The following is a 20,455-nucleotide window of genomic DNA, read 5'->3' as shown; positions in this document are numbered from 1 at the left end:
GTTCTCGACTTGACGCAAATCAAGGCCGGCCCCAGGGTCAGCAGCGATAGGTGAGCCGAGTGTTGCGGCGAAACGCCTCAAATTCGTGTCATCGCTCTCCTTCCGATTGGAATGGGACCCTGCTTGAAGTAATTGGCCTTCATGGTGTTATGGATCGTTCTTGCCGTTTTGACTGCCGCTGTCGCCGCGGTCTTGATCGCGCCGCTGATGAAGGCGCGAGAGCCCGTTGCTGCGGGGCCTGACGACGGAGCCGCTGTCTACCGCGACCAGTTGCGCGAGGTCGATCGCGACCTTTCCCAGGGCCTGATCGGCGCTGCGGAGGCAGAGTATGCCCGCGCCGAAATCGGCCGCCGCCTGCTGGCCGTTGCCGGCAAGGCTGACGGCTCGGAGGTTTCCGCGGCAGCTGCAAAGTCCGGCAGCCGGCATCGGCTGGCACGGTCGGCGATCCTTCTCTGTCTTCCCGGCATCGGGCTCTGTCTCTACCTGGTGCTCGGCAGCCCCGAACTGCCGGACCAGCCGCTGGAGGCGCGCCTTGCCAATCCCGGCAACAATATTGCGCTTCTCGTGGCCAAAGCCGAGCGGCATCTGGCTGAGAACCCGAACGATGGCGCAGGCTGGGATCTGCTGGCACCGATCTATTTCCGCAGCCAGCGGCTGGCGGATGCCGAAAATGCCTATCGCAAGGCGATCGCGCTTCAGGGCGAAAGCCCCGAACGGCTGGCGGGTCTTGGCGAAACACTGGTCGCCGGTCGCGACGGGGTCGTGACGGAGGAGGCGCTGGCGGCCTTCGAGCGGGCGGTGGCAATGAACCGCAACAACATGCGTGCCCGGTTCTATGTGGCGCTGGGCCTCGAGCAGGCGGGACGCACGGGCGACGCGCTTGCGGCCTTCAAGGCCATAAAAGCCGATTCGCCGCCCGGTGCGGCCTGGACGCAGCTGGTGGCGGAGCACATTGCCAAGAATGGCGGCGCTCAAAATGACGGTGCACCGGCAGCCGCGGCCAAGGCGCCCGGCAATCCGGATGCGGAGGCCGTGGCGGCCGCCCGTGAGATGGCACCGCAGGATCGCCGAAAGATGATCGAGGGCATGGTGGACAGTCTCGCCGCCAAGCTGAAGGACGATCCGAACAATATCGAAGGCTGGATGCGGCTGGTGCGCTCCTACAAGGTACTGGGACGCGACGATAGCGCAGGCGAGGCCTTGAAGACGGGGCTGAAAAGCTTCCCGCCGACCGGAGAGGAGGGGCGGCGCCTGCTGGCGCTGGCCCGCGAGATGGGGCTTTCGCTCGAAGGGGTCAGCCAATGACGCGCAAACAGAAACGGCTGGCAGTGATTGCCGGTGGCGTGAGTTTCATCCTGGCCGCGGTGCTGATCGTGATGTTCGCCTTCAGCCAGTCGATCGCCTATTTCTACATGCCGAGCGATCTCGCCAAGGCCGAAGTCTCTCCCGGCACCCGCATCCGGCTGGGGGGCCTGGTCGAGGAAGGCTCGGTCGTGCGCGGCGAGGGCTCCAAGGTGAGCTTTCGCGTGACGGACGGCGGCGAGAGCGTGCCGGTGAGCTATACCGGCATCCTGCCCGACCTGTTCCGCGAGGGGCAGGGGGTGGTGACGGAGGGCACGTTCACGCCCGCACGCGCCTTCGTGGCCGACAGCGTGCTGGCCAAGCATGACGAAAACTACATGCCGAAGGAAGTGGCCGACGGGCTGAAGGAAAAGGGCGTCTGGAAGGACCCCAAGGAGGCCACCCGATGATCATCGAGATCGGTCATTATGCGCTCGTCCTGTCGCTTGCGACCTCGCTTCTTCTCTCCGTGCTGCCGCTGATCGGCGCCCGGCGCAACGATGCCGCACTGATGGCGCTGGCGCCGGTCGGCTCCGTGACGCTGTTCGGCCTGGTTGCCCTGTCCTTCGGTGCGCTGACCTGGGCCTATGCCGTGTCCGACTTCTCAGTCGCCAATGTCTGGGAGAATTCCCATTCGCTGATGCCGATGGTCTACAAGTTGTCGGGCGTCTGGGGCAATCACGAGGGCTCCATGCTGCTCTGGCTGCTGATCCTCGTGCTGTTCAGCGCCATGGTGGCGGTATTCGGCCGTAACCTGCCGGACAGCCTGCGGGCGACGGTCTTGTCCGTCCAGGCCTGGATCGGCACCGCCTTCCTGCTGTTCATCCTGCTGACCTCCAATCCCTTCGTGCGCATCAATCCGGCGCCGGCGGAGGGCCAGGATCTCAATCCCGTGCTGCAGGACCCGGGCCTCGCGATCCACCCGCCGCTGCTCTATCTCGGTTATGTCGGCTTTTCCGTCTGTTTCTCTTTTGCCATTGCCGCGCTCATCGAGGGACGCATCGATGCGGCCTGGGCGCGCTGGGTGCGGCCCTGGACGCTCGCCGCCTGGACCTTCCTGACCGCCGGCATCGCCATGGGCTCCTACTGGGCCTATTACGAGCTTGGCTGGGGCGGTTGGTGGTTCTGGGACCCGGTGGAAAATGCCTCCTTCATGCCCTGGCTCGCCGGAACCGCACTTCTGCATTCGGCGCTTGTCATGGAAAAGCGCGAGGCGCTGAAGGTGTGGACCGTGCTGCTCGCCATCCTCACCTTTTCGCTGTCACTGCTTGGCACCTTCCTGGTGCGCTCCGGTGTCTTGACCTCCGTACATGCCTTTGCGACCGATCCGACGCGCGGGACTTTCATCCTGGCGATCCTCAGCTTTTTCGTCGGCGGCGCCTTTGCGCTCTACGCCTGGCGGGCGCCGGACCTGAAGAGCGGCGGGCTGTTTGCGCCGATCTCGCGCGAGGGCGCGCTGGTGCTGAACAACCTGATCCTGACGGTCTCGACCGCCACGGTGCTGATCGGCACGCTCTATCCGCTGGTGCTCGAGACGCTGACCGGCGAGAAGATTTCCGTCGGCGCACCCTTCTTCAACCTCTCCTTCGGCCTGTTGATGATCCCGCTCCTGATCGCGGTGCCCTTCGGCCCGCTGCTCGCCTGGAAACGGGGTGATCTGCTCGGCGCGCTGCAGCGGCTTTACCTGGTCGCGGGCCTGTCGCTCGTCGCGGGTTTCGTGCTCTTTTATCTCGAGCACGGTGGGCCGGTGATGGCGGGACTGGGGCTGGCACTCGGTGTCTTCCTGATGCTCGGCGCACTCGCTGACCTCTGGTACCGGGCCGGTTTTGGCAAACTTGCCTTTTCGATTGCCTTGGCCCGCTTCAAGGGTCTGCCGCGCTCGGCCTTCGGCACGGCGTTGGCGCATTTCGGGCTCGGCGTGACGGTGCTCGGCATCGTTGCCGTAACGACCTTCGAAACCGAAACCGTCGTCGAGATGAAACAGGGCCAGACGGTGGAGGCGGGCGGCTACAGTCTCGTCTTTGATGGGCTGCGCGAGGCCGTCGGTCCGAACTTTACCGAGGAGCGGGGGCATTTCACGGTGAGCCGTGCCGGTGCTGTGGTCGCCGATGTCTGGTCATCGAAGCGGATCTATACCGCGCGCCGCATGCCGACGACGGAAGCCGGCATCCTCACCTTCGGCTTCAGCCAGCTCTATGTCTCGCTGGGTGACCCGATGGCCGATGGCGGGATCGTCGTGCGCATCTGGTGGAAGCCGTGGATTCTCTGCATCTGGGGCGGCGCGCTGGTGATGATGGCTGGCGGTTTCGTCTCGCTCTCGGATCGCCGCCTGCGGGTCGGCGCGCCGACCAGGCGGGTAAAGCCGGTGAAGGCGCAGATGGAGCCGGCGGAATGACATTGAAGTGCGAGCCCCTCACCCTAACCCTCTCCCCGCGTGCGGGGAGAGGGGACGTGCCCCGTGCACTGTTGCAAGGGACGGAAAAGCCCGCGGCGTGGCCCTTCTCCCCGCAGGCTGGGAGAAGGTGGCGGCAGCCGGATGAGGGGCGTGGCGCATACCTTGCAAAGATCCTCCTTACCCTTTGCCTTCTCCTCGCCCCGCTGCCGGCATTGGCGGTCAATCCGGACGAGGTGCTGAAGGACCCGGTGCTGGAGGAACGGGCGCGCGGTCTTTCCGCGCAGCTGCGCTGCATGGTGTGCCAGAACCAGTCGATCGATGATTCCAATGCGGAACTCGCCAAGGACCTGCGCCTGCTGGTGCGCGAGCGGATCGTCGGCGGCGACAGCGACCAGCAGGTGATCGATTATGTCGTGTCCCGCTACGGCGAGTTTGTGCTGCTGAAACCGCGCCTCAGCGCCAAGACGGTGGCGCTGTGGACGGCACCAGCCTTGCTTCTGGTCATCGGTGCGGGCGCAGTCTTTGCGCTGACACGCCGCCGCGCGACACGGGCGCCGGAAAAGCTGCTGACGCCGGAAGAACAGGCAAGGCTGGATCAGATTCTCAAGCAGTGACCGGGACCGGCACCCCAACATTACCAACTTTTCACCACCCAGACACGTGCAGTTAAGGTGGCGCTGCCTATATCTTGCGTCATCCACCGCCGCCGGCAGATCGGAAGAAATGTCGGTCCTCCAGTCTGAATGTGAAGATGAAAAGAAGGTATCACTCCATGAGCAAGATCGGACGCCCCTCTCTTAAAACCGTCCTGAAGGGAACGACCGTCGCAGGCCTCGCGGCTGTCATGCTCTCGACCGGCATTCCGGCCCAGGTCTACCAGTCTTTCGCCGAGCCGGTGACCGTTGCCGCGCCGCAGGTTCCGAGTTTTGCGGATGTTGTCAGCGCGGTGTCTCCCGCCGTCGTCTCCGTCCGCGTCAAGTCCGACGCAACCCCCGTCTCCGACGACAGCGGCAACGGATTTTCCTTTAATTTCGGTGGTCGCGGCTTTGACGACCTGCCGGACGACCATCCGCTGAAGCGCTTCTTCCGCGAATTCGGCAACCAGATGCCGGGCGGCCCGCGTGGCCAGGATCATGCCCAGCGCAATCCGAACCGTCCGCATTATCTGCGCCCTGTCGCCCAGGGCTCCGGCTTCTTCATCTCCGAAGACGGTTATGTCGTCACCAACAACCACGTCGTTTCCGACGGCTCGGCCTATACCGTGGTGATGAATGACGGCACCGAACTCGACGCCAAGCTCGTCGGCAAGGACAGCCGCACCGATCTCGCCCTCCTGAAGGTCGATGCCAAGCGCAAGTTCACCTATGTGAAGTTTGCCGATGACGCCAAGACCCGCGTCGGTGACTGGGTGGTGGCCGTCGGCAATCCCTTCGGCCTCGGGGGCACCGTGACGGCCGGTATCGTATCTGCGCGTGGCCGCGACATCGGCTCTGGCCCCTATGACGATTTCATCCAGGTGGATGCCGCCGTCAACCGTGGCAATTCCGGTGGCCCGACCTTTAACCTGGAAGGCGAAGTGGTGGGCATCAACACCGCGATCTTCTCGCCGTCCGGCGGCAATGTGGGCATCGCCTTCGCCATCCCGGCTTCGACCGCCAAGGATGTGATCGCCGACCTGATGAAGGATGGCAAGGTGGAGCGCGGCTGGCTTGGCGTGCAGATCCAGCCGGTGACGCAGGATATCGCCGAATCGCTCGGTCTCGCCGAAGCCAAGGGTGCGCTTGTGGTTGCCCCGCAGGATAACTCCCCGGGTGCCAAGGCCGGCATCAAGCAGGGCGACGTGATCACCGCCGTCAACGGCGAACCGGTGAAGGATGCCCGCGATCTCGCCAAGAAGGTTGCCGCGATCGGTCCGAACCAGAAGGTCGAGGTGTCGATCTGGCGCGATGGCAAGGCTCAGTCCCTGCCGGTCATGCTGGGCAACCTCGCCAGCGACGAAGCGACGAAGGCCGAAAAGACGCAGAGCGAGCCGGACAGCCAGCCGTCGAGCGAGAAGGCTCTGGCCGATCTCGGCATTACCGTGGCACCTGCCGAAGATGGCAAGGGTGTTTCGGTGACCGATGTCGATCCGGGTTCGGAAGCGGCAGCCAAGGGCCTGCGCGAGGGTGAAAAGATCACCTCGGTGAACAACCAGCAGGTTTCGTCTGCCCGCGATGTGACGAAGGCTCTCGAAGCGGCGCGCAAGGATGGTCGTACCCGGGCGCTCTTCCAGGTCGAATCGCAGAGCGGCAGCCGCTTCATGGCGCTTCCGATCAACCAGGGCTGATCGATCCCCGCAGACTCTGATCCTTAACGATGAAAGGCGCCGGGCCGGGCTTGGACCGGCGCCTTTTTGACGTCTTCAGGAGGCCCGCATGCAGACCAATGCACCGCAAAACCATGACCTGGCCGAATCCGCCTTCAATCAGGTTGATCGGGAGGCTATTGTCCCGCACATGAAGATTCTGGTGATTGAAGACGATCTCGAGGCCGCGGCCTATATGACGAAGGCGTTTCGCGAGGCCGGCATCGTGGCCGACCACGCGAGCGATGGCGAGAGCGGGCTCTTCATGGGCTCGGAAAACGCCTATGATGTGATGGTGATCGACCGCATGCTGCCGCGGCGTGACGGGCTTTCCGTGATCAGCGAATTGCGCAAGCGCGGCGTCAACACGCCGGTGCTGATCCTCTCGGCGCTCGGCCAGGTGGACGACCGCGTGACCGGCCTTCGCGCCGGCGGCGACGACTACCTGCCGAAACCCTATGCCTTCAGCGAGCTTCTGGCACGCGTCGAGGTTCTGGGCCGCCGCAAGGGAACGCCCGAACAGGAGATGGTCTACCGCGTCGGTGACCTGGAGCTCGACCGCCTGTCGCACGAGGTGCGGCGCGGCGGCAAGGAAGTGCTGCTGCAGCCGCGCGAATTCCGCCTGCTCGAATATCTGATGAAGAATGCCGGCCAGGTGGTGACCCGCACCATGCTGCTCGAAAACGTCTGGGACTACCATTTCGATCCGCAGACCAACGTCATCGACGTGCATGTCTCGCGTCTCAGATCCAAGATCGAAAAGGACTTCGACAAGCCGCTGTTGAAGACCATTCGCGGCGCCGGCTACATGATCAAGGACGAGGCGTGAAACCGTCATCAAGCCGTGTCCGACTGGTGTTCCGCTCCACGACCGTGCGGTTGTCGGCGCTCTACATCGTGCTGTTTGCCCTGTGCGCCGCCTTTCTCGTCGTCTATGTGACGGCGATGTCCGAGCGGCTGCTGGCGCAGCAGGTGCGCGAGGCGCTCTTGCAGGAGACGGCGGAAATCCGCGGCGCCTTCGAGCGGGGCGGCATCAACCAGTTGCTGCGGGTGATGGAACGCCGGGCCCGCCAGCCGGGCGCCAATCTCTACGTGATTGCGAGCCCCAGCGGCGAGATGCTGGCCGGCAATGTGGCAAGCGTCGAACCCGGCATTCTCGGCAAGGAGGGCTGGACGAACATGCCCTTCCGCTACGAGCCCTTTACCGAGCTCGGGCCGCCGCGCCCGCATGTGGCGACCGGCAACGTGTTCTTTCTCGACAATGGCCTGCGCGTGATGGTGGGACGCGATCTGGGCGAACCCGGCCGCTTCCGTGGTATCGTGCGGCGCGCGCTGATGGTGGCGCTGGCGATCATGGGCCTCGGCGCCGTGATCATCTGGTTCGGCATCGGTCGCAACGCGCTGAAACGCATCGACCGGATGTCGGCGGCGAGCACCAAGATCATTGCCGGGGATCTGTCGCAGCGCCTGCCGGTCGGCGTTTCCGGCGACGAGTTCGACCGCCTGTCGGAATCGCTGAACTCGATGCTGGAGCGCATCGAGAAGCTGAACGAGGGCCTGCGGCAGGTCTCCGACAACATCGCGCATGATCTCAAGACGCCCCTGACGCGCCTGCGCAACAAGGCGGCCGATGCGCTGGCCGAGGATCGCGACGATGTGCGGCGTCATGCACTGGAGGGCATCATCGCCGAATCCGACCAATTGATCCGCACCTTCAACGCACTCCTGATGATTTCGCGGGTCGAAGCGGGGTCGATTGCGGCTGAAATGTCGATGATCGACCTTTCGGCCATCTCTGCCGACAGCGCCGAGCTTTACGAGCCGGTGGCGGAAGAGGCGGGGCTGTCGCTGACGATGGAGATCGAGCCGGGGCTGACGGTCAACGGCAATCGCGAACTCATCGGCCAGGCGATCTTCAACCTGCTCGACAATGCGATCAAATACGCCGCCGAGAGCGGCAGCGAGACGCCGGTCAGGCTCGTGCTGGCGAAAGCGGCGGATGGGCTTCGCCTTTCCATCTGCGACAGCGGGCCGGGCATTCCGGCGAACAAGCGCGCCGAGGTGGTGAAGCGCTTCGTGCGGCTGGACGAAAGCCGCTCCAAACCCGGAACCGGGCTTGGCCTGTCGCTGGTCGAGGCGGTGATGGAGCTGCATGGCGGCCGGCTGGAGCTGTCTGCCACCCACGGCGACGATGCTCCACAGCCGGGGCTGACGGCAACGATGGTCTTCCCCGCCCAAAAGCCCTAAATGGGTTTGGAAAGCCTGGGGAGGATAGACGCGATGACGCTTCGGCGCCTGACGGATCTGCGCGAGACGCAGCTGAAACCGTTCAACCAGACGGAAGCCAAGGCGGCGCTGTCCACGTTGAAGGAGATGGGAGCAGCTCAGCCGCGCGTGGCGGAGATGCTGGCCTCCGGCGGTGTGCTGAAGGAATTTTTCACCGCCGCCTTTTCGCTCTCGCCTTATCTCCGCGATATTGCCGTCCTGCGGCCCGAGCTTGTGGCGGACGTGCTTTCCGAGCCGCTGGAGACGCTGCTGGGAGAGGCGGTCGATCAGGTGCGCCAGTGCTGGAAGCCGTCTTCCGAGAACGGTGCGCCTTCCGAGGCCGAGGTGATGGCCACGCTGCGCCGGGCAAAGGCAAAGGTGAGCTTTATCCTGGCGCTGGCCGATCTGGCCGGCCTGTTGCATGCGCGCGAGACGACGGCCTGGCTGACGCGGCTCGCCGATGCCGCGGTGGCGAGTGCCATCGACCACCTGCTGCTCGCCCAGCATCATGCCGGCAAGTTGACCCTGCACGACCTGGTTGATCCGGCCAAGGGATCGGGGCTGATCGTGCTTGGCATGGGCAAGCTCGGTGCCTTCGAGCTCAACTATTCGTCCGACATCGACATCGTCATCTTCTTCGATCCCGACTCCGGCATCCTGCCCGATCCGCTGGAAGCGACCGAATTCTATGGCCGGATGATGCGCCGGCTGATCCGCATCCTGCAGGAGCGCACCGGCGACGGCTATGTGTTCCGCACGGATCTGAGGCTCCGGCCCGATCCGGGATCGACGCCGCTGGCCGTGCCGGTCGAGGCGGCGCTGATCTATTACGAAGGGCGCGGGCAGAACTGGGAGCGGGCCGCCTACATCAAGGCGCGACCGATGGCCGGTGACCTTGCCGCCGGGGAGGCGTTCCTGCGCCAGCTGGTGCCCTTCGTCTATCGCAAATATCTCGATTATGCGGCAATCGCCGACATCCATTCGATCAAGCGCCAGATCCATGCGCACAAGGGCCATGGCGCGATTGCGGTGAAGGGCCATGACGTCAAGCTCGGGCGCGGCGGCATTCGCGAGATCGAGTTCTTTGCCCAGACGCAGCAACTGATCGCCGGCGGACGCATGCCGGATCTGCGCGAACGACAGACGGAGAAAGCGCTGGCCGCGCTGTCTGATGCCAACTGGATCCGACCGGAGATCGCCAAGGAGCTGACGGAGGCCTACTGGTTCCTGCGCGATGTGGAGCACCGCATCCAGATGGTGCGCGACGAGCAGCTGCACCGCCTGCCGGAGACCGAGACCGAGCTGAAGCGCATTGCCTATATGCTGGGTTTTGCCGATACGGCGGCCTTTGCGGCCAAGCTGGAGGGCGTGCTGCGCACCGTCGAACGACGCTATGCGAAACTCTTCGAGCAGGAGGCAAAACTCTCGACAGGCGACGGCAACCTGGTCTTCACCGGCCAGAACGACGATCCGGAAACGCTGAAGACGCTGTCGAAGCTCGGTTTCGAGCGGCCCGCCGACATGTCCCGGGTGATCCGCACGTGGCACAATGGCCGCTACCGGGCGACGCAATCGGTCGAAGCGCGTGAGCGGCTGACGGAACTGATGCCGGATCTTCTGACCGCCTTTGGCCGCAGCAAACGGGCGGACGAGGCGCTGCTGCGCTTCGACGGGTTCCTGAAGGCGCTGCCGGCCGGCATTCAGCTGTTTTCGCTGCTCGGCAACAATCCAGGCCTCCTGTCACTGCTCGTGACCATCATGTCGGCGGCACCACGGCTTGCCGATATCATCGCCGCCCGACCGCATGTCTTCGACGGCATGCTGGACCCCGGTCTGATGGCGGAAATCCCGACGCGCGACTATCTCGCCGAACGGCTGATGACCTTCGTCGGCGGCGCGCGTCATTACGAGGAGATCCTCGACCGGCTGCGCATCTTCACCGCCGAGCAACGGTTCCTCATCGGCATTCGCCTGCTGACCGGTGCGATCACCGGCATCCAGGCGGGGCGCGCCTTCACCGATCTCGCCGATCTCGTTATCGAACAGGCGCTGGACGCGGTCCGGGACGAAATGCGTCAGGCGCATGGGGAATATCCCGGCGGGCGCGTCGCGGTGATGGGCATGGGCAAGCTCGGCAGTTTCGAGCTGACGGCCGGGTCGGATGTCGATCTCATCCTGCTTTACGATTACGACGATGCAGCATTGGAATCCGACGGCGCCAAGCCGCTCGACGCGATGCGCTATTTCACCCGGCTGACGCAGCGGCTGATGGCAGCGCTTTCGGCGCCGACGGCGGAAGGGATCGTCTTCGAGGTCGATCTGAGGCTGCGTCCCTCCGGCAACAAGGGGCCGGTCGCCACCCGCATCAACGCCTTCCGCAAATACCAGCAGGAAGAAGCCTGGACCTGGGAGCACATGGCGCTGAGCCGCGCCCGGCTGATCTGCGGCGACGAGAGCCTGATGGCACAGGCGAACGCGGTGATTGCCGAGGTCATGCAGAGCCCGCGCGAACGGCGCAAGGTGGCCGCCGATGTCGCCGAGATGCGCCAGATGATCGAGACGGAAAAGCCGCCGAAGAGCGCCTGGGACTTCAAGCTGATGCCGGGCGGGCTGATCGATATCGAGTTCCTGGCGCAATATGCGTGCCTCGTCGCACCGCAGGCGGCAGAAGTCGATGGTGGTCACGTTCTGGCAAGCGGCACGGCGCTGGCTCTGAAACGGCACGGGGAAGGTTTGATCGGTGCCGATGACCTCGACACCTGCATCGCGGCGCTGGCGCTCTATACGGAGCTGTCGCAGATCATCCGGCTCTGCCTCGGCGACGAGTTCGATCCGAAGGACGCGCCGGCGGGGCTGATCGAGCGCCTCTGCGCGGCTGCCGATCAGCCAAACCTGAAACTGGTGGAAACCGATATCAAACGCACGGCCAAAGCGGTGCGGGCGATCTTTACCGCGACGCTGTCGCTCAAGTCTCCGCCTTCCGAGGGATGAAGAGGGCGACCACCGTGCCTTCCTGAAGCCGCGAGCGGATGCGCATCGTGCCGCCGTGCAGCGTGACCAGCGAGCGGGAGATGGCAAGCCCGAGGCCTGAGCCACCCTTGCTCTTGGCATACTGGCTCTGCACCTGTTCGAAGGGCTGACCGATCTTGCCAAGCGCCGTTTTCGGGATGCCGATGCCGGTATCGGCGATGGTGAGCCAGAGGCCGCGGTCTGTTTGCCGTGCTCGCAGTTCCACCCGACCGCCTTCATCGGTGAATTTGACCGCATTGGAAAGCAGGTTGAGCAGGATCTGCTTCATGGCGCGTCGATCGCCCTGCATGCGAAGGCCGGTTTCGATGCGCTGCGTGACGGCGATGTGCTTTTCTTCGGCAGGAATGGAGGTGAGGCGTACGCTTTCCTCGATCAGCGGCGCGAGATCGATCGTCTCGCAGTTGATCATCATGTGCCCGGCCTCGATCTTCGACATGTCGAGGATGTCGTTGATGACGTTGAGCAGATGCTTGCCGCTGTCGTGGATATCGCGGGCATATTCGCTGTATTTCGGCGAGCCGACCGGGCCGAACATGCCGTTCAGCAGGATTTCCGAGAAGCCGAGGATGGCGTTGAGCGGCGTGCGCAGCTCGTGGCTCATATTGGCCAGGAACTCGGATTTCGCCTTGTTGGCGGCCTCGGCGCGTTCCTTTTCCGCCTGGTAATTGGCATTGGCGATCGACAGTTCCGCCTTCTGGCGCTCAAGCTTGCGCTGCGAGGCCGACAGATCGTTGATCGTTGCCATCAGCCGCCGTTCGGATTCGCGCAGGCGCTCCTGGTTGCGTTTGAGAAGCGAAATATCGGTGCCGACCGAGACCATGCCGCCATCGCGGGTGCGCCTCTCGTTGATCTGCAGCCAGCGTTCGTCGGCAAGCTGGACTTCCGTGGTGCGCGAAAAGCCGCTGATATCCGGATCGGCAATTCGCCGCTCGATGACCGGGCGAAGGGCCGCGGCCATGACGGTGCTGCGTTCGGTGCCGGGCACCAGCACGCTTTCCGGCAGGCCATACGCCTGCTGGTAATGGGCGTTGCACATGACCAGGCGGTCATTCTTGTCCCACAGCACGAAGGCCTCTGACGTGCATTCGATGGCGTCCGCCAGGCGCTGGTCGGCTTCCGCATAGCGCTGGGCCAACCGGTGCTGTTCGGTGACATCCATGGCAATGCCGATGACATGGGCGCGGCCGGGGCCGGTATGCATCACCTGCGCGCGGGCGCGCATCCAGACGTAATGCCCGGCGGCATGACGCATGCGGAACACCTGGTCGATCTGCTTGGCATTGCCGCGGCCGACGGAGCGGGCAAGCGCAAACAGGTTGCCATCGCCCGGATGCATCATGCGCGCGGCCTCGCTGAAGGACATCACATTGTTGCCGGGCGGCAGGCCCAGCATGTCGTACATCGACCGGGACCAGAACAGGCGACGGTTCGAGAGGTCGAAATCCCACAACCCGCAGCGCCCGCGGGCAAGCGCGGTCTCGACCCGCATGTTGGATTCAAGGAAGATCTCGTCGGCATCGCGCGCCCGCTTCACCTGCAGGTAATAGGCGTAGAGGATGACGAGCAGGACGGCGGAAATGCCGGTAAACAGGGTGACATTGAGCGAGACCTGCTGGCGCCAGAAGGCCTCGATGCTGTCCAGCGAGTAGGAGGCGACGATGAGGCCGCCGCCGAGACTGCGCATGGCGGCATAATGCGGCACGTCGTGGAAGCTCGTCTCGATCACGCCGTCGCCCCCGCCGAAACTGCGCTTGGCAACCATTTCCGGCAACAGAGAATCGAAACGCTGGCCGATGACGGCAGAGACACCCGGGGACCCGCCGAAGATGACGCCGGTGGAATCCACCAGGAGAACCGTGGCCGCCGCATCCACCTGCGACTGGGGCAGGATGCGCGCAAGGCGGCTTTCGGCGGTTATCCGGTCGCCCCGACCGATGACGTCGGCCTGGTCCTCGAAGGCCGCGGCGCTCGCGGACACCATCAGCGCCACCGTCTGCCGCGCCGTTTCCTCCATGCGCACCCGCTCGGAGAGGAGCCCCATCAGACGCGAGGCGGCCACGACGGCCAGAAAGGCGATGATGAGGACGGGGATCGAGCGCTTCAGCCAGAGTTCCATGCTCGGCAGCTCTGCCAAGCGACGGCGCAGATGCTCGATGATCCGCCCAGCCACGAGAGCATCAAACGCCGATCGACCCGGAAATTTTGCGCGCAACCGCACTCCGGCTGCGGGTTCCCGCTGCACGTCCGCCATGGTTCTGGATGGTCCCTCGTAAGTGATTCGCACTGCCGCTTGCGATGTAAGGACAGTGAATCATTGACGATTCGGCTTGTCCAGAGGAACTCATAAAATTTTAATAATTGCAGGCTAGCCGCGCGAACGTTCCCAACGAGGGTGCCGCAGGCAGACGGCAGCGAGCCTGCCGTCTGCCTGACCGATATCAGCCGGTCAGCATGCGCTCGACGATGTCGCGGACATCGGTGGAGAGTTTCGGCTTGCGCTGAATGTCAGCGAGCACGGAGCGGGCCTGATCGGCACGGACCGATTCCAGCGACCGCCAGGAGCGCATCGAGGTGAGGAGGCGGGCGGCCAGCTGCGGATTGCGCGGGTCGATCGCGAGAATCTGATCGGCGAGGAAGCGGTAGCCGTCACCATCCGGGCGGTTGAAGCCGGTGGCATTGGCAAAGGCAAATGAACCGACCAGCGAGCGCACCCGGTTCGGATTGCTTGCCACGTAATGCGGATCCTCGAGCAGCGCCTTGACGCGTGCAAGTGCGGCGTGACCGGGAATGGTCGCCTGGATCGAGAACCACTTGTCGAGCACCAGAGGGTTGTTTTCGAACCGCTTGAGGAAGCCGCCAAGCGCATTGGCCGTTTCGGCCTGACCGGGGAAACGATGGGCGAGAACGGTCAGTGCCTGCACCATGTCCGTCATGTTGTCGGCGCTGGCAAAGGCTTCGGCCGCACGCGCTGCCGTGCCGTGCAGGCTGGTGAGGTAGGCAAGCGCGCTGTTGCGCAGAGACCGTTTGCCGGCACTGGCCGCATCCGGCGTGAACGGCCCTTCGATCCGCATGCCGGTGAACAGGCTTTCGAAAATGTCTGCCCCCGCCTTGGCGATGAGGGCGATGATGCCCTGGCGGCCCGAATGGATGGCGTCCGGGTCATTGTTGTTGCCGAGTTCACGGGCAATGTCGGATTCGCTCGGAAGCGCCAGCGCCTGGGCCCGGAAGGCCGGCTCCAGTCCGTCATCGGCCGCCGCTTCGAGAAGGGCGGAAATCAAAGCCGGATCGCAGACAACCTCGCGGCCTTCCCGGGCATCACGCGCCGCCTGCATCAGGTTGGGCAGAGCCAGATCGTTCAGCGCCTGCCAGCGCGAGAACAGATCGCTGTCATGGCGGGCAATGTGGGCGAGATCCGCCGGTGCCTGCTTGAAATCGAGATTGATGGGGGCGGAAAAGCTGCGGTTGAGCGACAGAACCGGACGGGCGGCGATGCCGGAGAAGGTGAAGGTCTGCGTGCGCGCGGTCAGATGCAGCACGTCGCCCGTCACTTCACCGCCGGCAACCGACGTCGGTTCGGCAATTGAGCCGTTGTCGAGGATCAGCGCGAAGGAGAGCGGAATGTGCATCGGCTCCTTGACGGGCTGGCCAGGCGTGGCCGGCACCATCTGCTGAAGCGAAAGCGTAAAGGTCTGGCTGCCGGCATCATAGACCCCGGAGGCCGTCACCATCGGTGTGCCGGCCTGGTGATACCAGCGGGAGAATTGCGACATGTCGCGGCCGCTGACATCGGCAAAGCAGGCGACGAAATCCTCGACGGTGGCTGCCTCGCCATCGTGGCGTTCGAAGTAGAGGTCCATGCCCTTCTTGAACAGGTCGCGGCCCAGCAGCGTCGCGATCATCCGGGTGACTTCCGATCCCTTCTCGTAGACCGTTGTCGTGTAGAAGTTGTTGATCTCGCGGTAGGTGGTCGGGCGCACCGGATGGGCGAGCGGGCCGGCATCCTCCGGGAACTGCTCCGCCTTCAGGTGGCGCACCTCGGCGATCCGCTTGACGGGACGCGAGCGCATATCGGCGGAAAATTCGTGGTCGCGGTAGACCGTCAGGCCTTCCTTCAGGCACAGCTGGAACCAGTCGCGGCAGGTGATGCGGTTGCCGGTCCAGTTGTGGAAGTATTCGTGGGCGATGATCGCCTCGATATTGGCGTAGTCCTGGTCCGTCGCGGTTTCCGGGTCGGCGAGCACGAACTTGTCATTGAAGACGTTGAGACCCTTGTTCTCCATCGCCCCCATGTTGAAATCGGAAACGGCGACGATCTGGAAGATATTGAGGTCGTATTCTCGGCCGAACCGCTCCTCGTCCCACTTCATGGAGCGCTTGAGCGCATCCATGGCGTAGGCGGCGCGCGGCTCCTTGCCATGTTCGACATAGATCTTCAGCGCGACCTCATTGCCGGACATCGTCTCAAACGTGTCCTCGACAACGCCAAGGTCGCCGGCAACGAGGGCGAAGAGATAGGACGGCTTCGGATGCGGATCGAACCAGGCGGCAAAATGCCGGCCTTCATCGTAATTGCCGCCGCCGAGAAAATTGCCGTTCGACAGAAGCACCGGATTGGCGGCCTTGTCGGCAATGATGGTGATCGTGTAGGGCGCAAGCACGTCCGGGCGATCGGGGAAATAGGTGATGCGGCGGAAACCTTCCGCCTCGCACTGCGTGCAGTAGACGCCATTGGTGCGGTAGAGACCCATCAGCTGCGTATTGGCTTCCGGATTGATCGTGGTGATCACCGTCACCTCGAAGGGCGCGCTTTCGGGAAGATCACGGATCACCAGCCTGTCAGGACTTACGTCATACTGGCCGGCCGGCAGTTCCATCTGGTCGAGCCTGAGTTCCGTCAGCGACAGCTCGTCGCCGTCGAGTTCCAGGGGAAGGCCAGCATCCACACCGTCCCGCCGGTGGAAAATCAGGCGAGCCTCGATGCGGGTGGCCGTCGGATCCAGTTCAAACGTCAGATCGACGCGTTCCAGGACGAAGTCAGTGGGGCGGTAGTCCGCCAGATGCACAATCTGGCCCGTGTCTGTTCGCATGTTATTCCCTGGCTCTGGACTGGCGGGAGGCTTTTTCGTTTTGCGCAATGCAAAGTCCCCGCAATATTGCACCCAAAACTGAACGATTGTTAAAGCCGTTCCGAAAAAGGACAGGATAGATTACCGCCTTACCGGCTGGTTGCTGTCACGATGAATGAAACATTGATCGTTTCATCACAAGCCGTGATGTGTGCGAGGTTCTGCTTGCGTTGAGGCATCATTTCCCTGATCCTCTCTCTGCCGGCCGAAGCGTCGCCGGTCCTGCCATGAGCCTGCCCGCATGAATTCCCAAGCGCAAAATCCCCTGCGAGGGATCGCGATGAAAGTCATTTCGGTTGTTGTTTTCCTCGGAATGCAGACCTTCATCAAGTCGGCCGGTGAAGGTATCCCGGCGGGCCAGATCACCTTCTACCGATCGGCCTTTGCGCTGCTGCCGATCCTTGGATATCTGGCCTTGCGGCGCGAGCTTTCAACCGCCTTTCGCACGGAAAGTCCGTTCGGGCATCTGAAACGCGGCCTTCTCGGTGTCGCGGCCATGGCCTGCGGTTTCTACGGACTGATCCAGCTGCCGCTGCCGGATGCCATCGCGATCGGATATGCCTCGCCGCTGATGGCGGTCATCTTCGCGGCCCTGATCCTCAAGGAGCAGGTGCGGATCTATCGCTGGACCGCAGTGGCGCTCGGTATTTTCGGCGTTTTGATCATTACCTGGCCAAAACTCTCGATGTTCGAGCAGGGCGGGCTTGGGGCCAGCCAGGCGACAGGCGCGCTTGCCGTGCTGCTGTCAGCGATCATCGGCGGCCTTGCCATGGTGCAGACGCGCCAGCTCGTGCGCACGGAAAAGACGGCGACGATCGTCGTGTTCTTCTCGCTCACCGCCTCTGTGCTGTCCCTGATCAGCTATCCGTTAGGCTGGGCACCGCTGTCGATGGAGGAGAAGCTGTTTCTGATCGGCGCGGGTTTCTGCGGCGGGCTTGGCCAGATCTTTCTGACCGAAAGCTATCGGCATGCGGACGTCTCGACGGTGGCGCCGTTCGATTATTCCTCGATCATTCTGGGAATCGTGATTGCCTATTTCCTGTTCGGCGACGTGCCGACCTGGCAGATGCTGCTCGGCACCTCGATCACGGTTTCGGCCGGCATCTTCATCATCTACCGCGAGCACCAGCTGGGTCTCGAACGCAAGGCGGCGCGGAAGGCCTCATCGCCTCCCGCGTAATCGTCCGGCACTGTGCGTCAGTTCAAAGAGGGATATGGCTGGTGGCTGTGTTGCGGCCCTGCCTGGAGCCGGTCGCCGCATGGGTGTATTCGGAGCTGGCGCGGACTGCCGTGCCGATGGCGGCGAGGTTCATGCGCAGGCTGCGGATCGTCTTGATCATCATCTTGTCCTCAACGTTCACGGAAATCAGCGAAGATGGCCGTCGGACGGGCCTGCATGCCGCGGCGGACATAGGCGCGCGCGGAAATCTGCTCGTTCGTGACGGAGCCGAAATTGTGGTAGCCCTGCGTGGAGCGGGGTGAGAGGCCGGCGAGACGCAAGGTCTCGAAGCCGGAATGGATGGGGCGGATGCGCGTGGTCATGGCCTTGGTTCCTAAGTTCGGTTTCCTCCCAAGACACGGCTGCTAATATTGCACCGCAACATAGATTCGGCAAGCACGGGCAATGCGTCGCTGCCATGCGTAAATTGCATGGCAGATTTCATAAAAGCTTAACCTTGATCAATGTTTTGGCAGGCCGTGCCGGAACAGCAGGAGGTCTTGCCAGGCCAGGGCCTTGTTGGCAGGCGCCGTCATCAGGTCCTGCGGGTGCAGACTGGCGAGCGCCTGCATGCGAAGGCCTGCAATGCTGACCTCACGCCAGCTGCCGCGCAGGCTGAAGATGGTGCCATCCCCATCCAGGAAAAAACGCGCCGGAAAGTTGCCGAGCAGCAGCAGGTGGGTGGGTTCCGCCAGGGCGATCTGCCGCTCGATAAAGGGCCGGCAGATCTCGATTTCCGCCGGCGAAGGCTGGCGATTGCCCGGCGGGCGCCACGGCACGACATTCGTCAGAAGCACCGTCTCACGCGAGAGGCCGATCGAGGACAGCATGCGATCGAGCATCTGTCCCTGACGACCGGCAAAAGGTTCTCCGTCGCGGTCGTCATCGGCAGAGGGCATGGGGCCGATCACCATGATGCCGGAGGACGGGTTGCCGCTGGCAAAGACGGTGGAGCGCGCGCCGTGCTTCAGATTGCATCCGGAAAACGCGTCCAGCGCGGTCTTCAATTCGCCGAGCGTCCGGGCCGCCTCTGCCGCGGATTTTGCCGCCGCCACCGCATCGGCATCCGGGACCGCAACGGACGGGGCAGGGGCCGGCGCACGGCTGGTGGCCGCCTGCGCAGCCCTCGCGGGGGATGTGCTCGCCGCGCGGGGCTGCTCGCCGGTGGCCGGGGCAGGGGAGCGCGCCCGCATCTGCGCGGCGCGCGCCGCCTTCTGTTCGGCAAACTGCGCGATGCGATCGACCGGCTCATCCTCCAGCAGCCATTCGACGCCGGAATCAGCATAGAAATGCAGAAGGGCTGCCAGCTCGCCGGGGGAAAGATCATGCGCAGGGGTCATGGCGACGACCTTAGCGGATGCGGCGGCCCGGATAAAGCGACATCACGCCGCCCAGCGGCCGACATCCCCGCTTTCGCCGATCAGCGCCAAGCCGTGAGCGATCGACAGCAACTCGCCGCCGCTTTCGATGCGGTCGGCATCGAAGCGCCGCCGAAAGAGATCGCGTACCGCGGGCACAAACGAGGTGCCGCCGGTGAGGAACACCTTGTCGACATCCGCTGCCGGCGTGTTGGTCTTCACCAGCACCTCGTCCAGCGCCTCCTCGATGCGCGCCAGGTCGTCGGCGATCCAGGTCTCGAAATCGGCGCGCTTCACCGTCTTGTGGCCGGCCTTGCCGAGGGGCGAGAAGTGGAACTCCGCTTCCTCCTCGTGGGACAATGCCATCTTGGTGGCGGAAATCGCCTGATAGAGCGGGTAACCCTCGTCGTGCTCGATGAGTTCGATGAAGAGTTCCAGCTTGTCCGGCTCCGTGGCGGAGCGCACGAGCGACTGCAGATCGGCGAATTCGCGGGTCGTCTTGAAGATCGACAGCTGGTTCCAGCGACCGAAGTTCGCATAGTAGCCAGCCGGCACGTCGAGCAGTTTGCCGAAACTCTTGAAGTGGCTGCCCTTGCCGATTTCCGGCGAGACGAGATTGTCGATCAGCCGGTAGTCGAAATGATCGCCGGCAATTCCGACGCCGGAATGGCCGACGGGGATCGCCTTCAGCTCTCCCGCATGGCGTTCGAAGCGGATGAGTGAATAGTCGGTCGTGCCGCCGCCGAAATCCGCCACCAGCACGTTGGCATCATGGGTCAGCGACTGGGCGAAATAATAGGCGGCCGCGACCGGTTCGTAGACATAGTGGATTTCCGGCAGTTCGAAGCGGGTGAGCGCCGCCTGGTAACGTTCCAGAGCCAGCGCCTCATCCGGATTGGCGCCGGCAAAACGCACCGGGCGGCCGACGACCAGCCTCGAAATCTCCGTCGGCCATTCCTCGCCCGCATAGGCCTTGAGACGGCGCAGGAAGATCTCCATCAGATCCTCGAACTGCTGGCGCCGGGCAAAGACGAGCGTTGCCTGGAAGGCGGCGCTGGCAGCGAAGGTCTTGATTGATTGGAGGAAGCGGCAATCCCCCGGATTGTCGATGAACATGCGGATGGCGGCCTGACCGGCCTCGACCTTCAGTGCCTGGGCGCCGAGCTCTGGGTCCTTCATGAAGGAGAGCGCGGTGCGCATGCTGTCGCTCACACCGGCGCTGCTGGTGAAGGGAAGCGAATGGGTGGTGGTGCCGCCGGCTTCGGCCAGCGCCAGAACGGTATTGGTCGTGCCGAAATCGAGCCCGAGCGCGCGTGCCATGCCGAACGTCCTTTTATCTTCGAAATGAACTGAGACGGGCGCCTGCGATGGAGCACC

The 20,455-nt window shown here is 63.8% G+C and carries 15 protein-coding genes; 9 read left to right on the top strand and 6 right to left on the bottom strand.

The window, feature by feature from the left end:
- Nucleotides 1-141 precede the first annotated feature (141 nt).
- From ccmI to G6N78_RS17720, 8 genes are all read left to right on the top strand, one after another.
- Entirely contained in the window at nt 142-1,305 is a 1,164-nt protein-coding gene (gene ccmI / locus G6N78_RS17755) for a c-type cytochrome biogenesis protein CcmI (protein WP_206531584.1), read from the top strand.
- A complete protein-coding gene (gene ccmE, locus G6N78_RS17750; protein WP_165221047.1) occupies nt 1,302-1,751 on the top strand; it encodes a cytochrome c maturation protein CcmE in 450 nt (149 codons plus the stop codon). The genes ccmI and ccmE overlap by 4 nt, the downstream gene beginning before the upstream one ends.
- The gene (locus tag G6N78_RS17745) at nt 1,748-3,736 is read left to right on the top strand and encodes a heme lyase CcmF/NrfE family subunit (RefSeq protein ID WP_165221044.1); all 1,989 of its coding nucleotides are present in this window, start codon (nt 1,748-1,750) and stop codon (nt 3,734-3,736) included. Before ccmE ends, G6N78_RS17745 begins: the two co-directional genes overlap by 4 nt.
- Before the next feature lie 170 nt (nt 3,737-3,906).
- A complete protein-coding gene (locus tag G6N78_RS17740; RefSeq protein WP_234905975.1) occupies nt 3,907-4,350 on the top strand; it encodes a cytochrome c-type biogenesis protein in 444 nt (147 codons plus the stop codon).
- A gap of 158 nt (nt 4,351-4,508) precedes the next feature.
- Complete coding sequence (locus tag G6N78_RS17735; RefSeq protein ID WP_206531583.1) at nt 4,509-6,062, top strand: Do family serine endopeptidase; 1,554 nt, start codon at nt 4,509-4,511, stop codon at nt 6,060-6,062.
- Between the two features lie 88 nt (nt 6,063-6,150).
- The gene (locus tag G6N78_RS17730; RefSeq protein WP_165221035.1) at nt 6,151-6,909 is read left to right on the top strand and encodes a response regulator transcription factor; all 759 of its coding nucleotides are present in this window, start codon (nt 6,151-6,153) and stop codon (nt 6,907-6,909) included.
- A complete protein-coding gene (locus G6N78_RS17725) occupies nt 6,906-8,327 on the top strand; it encodes a sensor histidine kinase (protein WP_206531582.1) in 1,422 nt (473 codons plus the stop codon). The genes G6N78_RS17730 and G6N78_RS17725 overlap by 4 nt, the downstream gene beginning before the upstream one ends.
- A gap of 33 nt (nt 8,328-8,360) precedes the next feature.
- Nucleotides 8,361-11,336, top strand: a complete 2,976-nt coding sequence (locus G6N78_RS17720) for a bifunctional [glutamine synthetase] adenylyltransferase/[glutamine synthetase]-adenylyl-L-tyrosine phosphorylase (protein WP_165221032.1) — start codon at nt 8,361-8,363, stop codon at nt 11,334-11,336.
- On the opposite strand, the gene G6N78_RS17715 is transcribed toward G6N78_RS17720, so the two are convergent.
- Together G6N78_RS17715 and pepN are read right to left on the bottom strand one after the other, a co-directional pair.
- A complete protein-coding gene (locus tag G6N78_RS17715) occupies nt 11,311-13,626 on the bottom strand; it encodes a PAS domain-containing sensor histidine kinase (RefSeq protein ID WP_165221029.1) in 2,316 nt (771 codons plus the stop codon). The genes G6N78_RS17720 and G6N78_RS17715 overlap by 26 nt on opposite strands.
- Before the next feature lie 187 nt (nt 13,627-13,813).
- Nucleotides 13,814-16,462 carry an aminopeptidase N gene (pepN, locus tag G6N78_RS17710; protein ID WP_165221026.1) on the bottom strand — a complete coding sequence of 883 codons (2,649 nt, stop codon included), beginning with the start codon at nt 16,460-16,462 and terminating at the stop codon, nt 13,814-13,816.
- Between the two features lie 280 nt (nt 16,463-16,742).
- On the opposite strand from pepN, the gene G6N78_RS17705 reads away from it, so the two are divergent.
- Nucleotides 16,743-17,681: a DMT family transporter gene (locus G6N78_RS17705; RefSeq protein ID WP_165221023.1), complete on the top strand. Its 939-nt coding sequence runs from the start codon at nt 16,743-16,745 to the stop codon at nt 17,679-17,681.
- 22 nt (nt 17,682-17,703) lie between these two features.
- Here G6N78_RS17705 and G6N78_RS17700 read toward each other — a convergent pair whose 3' ends face one another.
- The 4 genes from G6N78_RS17700 to G6N78_RS17685 form a co-directional block, all read right to left on the bottom strand.
- Nucleotides 17,704-17,841, bottom strand: coding sequence for a hypothetical protein (locus G6N78_RS17700; RefSeq protein ID WP_165221020.1), 138 nt, complete (start codon nt 17,839-17,841; stop codon nt 17,704-17,706).
- 10 nt (nt 17,842-17,851) lie between these two features.
- Complete coding sequence (locus G6N78_RS17695) at nt 17,852-18,043, bottom strand: hypothetical protein (protein ID WP_165221017.1); 192 nt, start codon at nt 18,041-18,043, stop codon at nt 17,852-17,854.
- A gap of 138 nt (nt 18,044-18,181) precedes the next feature.
- Nucleotides 18,182-19,060 (bottom strand): uracil-DNA glycosylase, encoded by an 879-nt coding sequence (locus G6N78_RS17690; RefSeq protein WP_165221014.1) that lies wholly within the window; start codon nt 19,058-19,060, stop codon nt 18,182-18,184.
- Between the two features lie 42 nt (nt 19,061-19,102).
- Nucleotides 19,103-20,398, bottom strand: coding sequence for an Hsp70 family protein (locus G6N78_RS17685; protein WP_165221011.1), 1,296 nt, complete (start codon nt 20,396-20,398; stop codon nt 19,103-19,105).
- Nucleotides 20,399-20,455: the final 57 nt, after the last annotated feature.

The sequence above is a fragment of the Allorhizobium pseudoryzae genome (assembly GCF_011046245.1).
GTDB lineage: Bacteria > Pseudomonadota > Alphaproteobacteria > Rhizobiales > Rhizobiaceae > Neorhizobium > Neorhizobium pseudoryzae.
This window is presented reverse-complemented; position numbering and strand designations above follow the sequence as displayed.

Coding starts and splice junctions, on each gene's coding strand:
- G6N78_RS17695 (WP_165221017.1), bottom strand. CDS start 18,043: ATGACCACGCGCATCCGCCCCATCCATTCCGGCTTCGAGACCTTGCGT.
- G6N78_RS17720 (WP_165221032.1), top strand. CDS start 8,361: ATGACGCTTCGGCGCCTGACGGATCTGCGCGAGACGCAGCTGAAACCG.
- G6N78_RS17690 (WP_165221014.1), bottom strand. CDS start 19,060: ATGACCCCTGCGCATGATCTTTCCCCCGGCGAGCTGGCAGCCCTTCTG.
- ccmE (WP_165221047.1), top strand. CDS start 1,302: ATGACGCGCAAACAGAAACGGCTGGCAGTGATTGCCGGTGGCGTGAGT.
- pepN (WP_165221026.1), bottom strand. CDS start 16,462: ATGCGAACAGACACGGGCCAGATTGTGCATCTGGCGGACTACCGCCCC.
- G6N78_RS17745 (WP_165221044.1), top strand. CDS start 1,748: ATGATCATCGAGATCGGTCATTATGCGCTCGTCCTGTCGCTTGCGACC.
- G6N78_RS17735 (WP_206531583.1), top strand. CDS start 4,509: ATGAGCAAGATCGGACGCCCCTCTCTTAAAACCGTCCTGAAGGGAACG.
- G6N78_RS17685 (WP_165221011.1), bottom strand. CDS start 20,398: ATGGCACGCGCGCTCGGGCTCGATTTCGGCACGACCAATACCGTTCTG.
- G6N78_RS17730 (WP_165221035.1), top strand. CDS start 6,151: ATGCAGACCAATGCACCGCAAAACCATGACCTGGCCGAATCCGCCTTC.
- G6N78_RS17700 (WP_165221020.1), bottom strand. CDS start 17,841: ATGATCAAGACGATCCGCAGCCTGCGCATGAACCTCGCCGCCATCGGC.
- G6N78_RS17705 (WP_165221023.1), top strand. CDS start 16,743: ATGAATTCCCAAGCGCAAAATCCCCTGCGAGGGATCGCGATGAAAGTC.
- G6N78_RS17715 (WP_165221029.1), bottom strand. CDS start 13,626: ATGGCGGACGTGCAGCGGGAACCCGCAGCCGGAGTGCGGTTGCGCGCA.
- ccmI (WP_206531584.1), top strand. CDS start 142: ATGGTGTTATGGATCGTTCTTGCCGTTTTGACTGCCGCTGTCGCCGCG.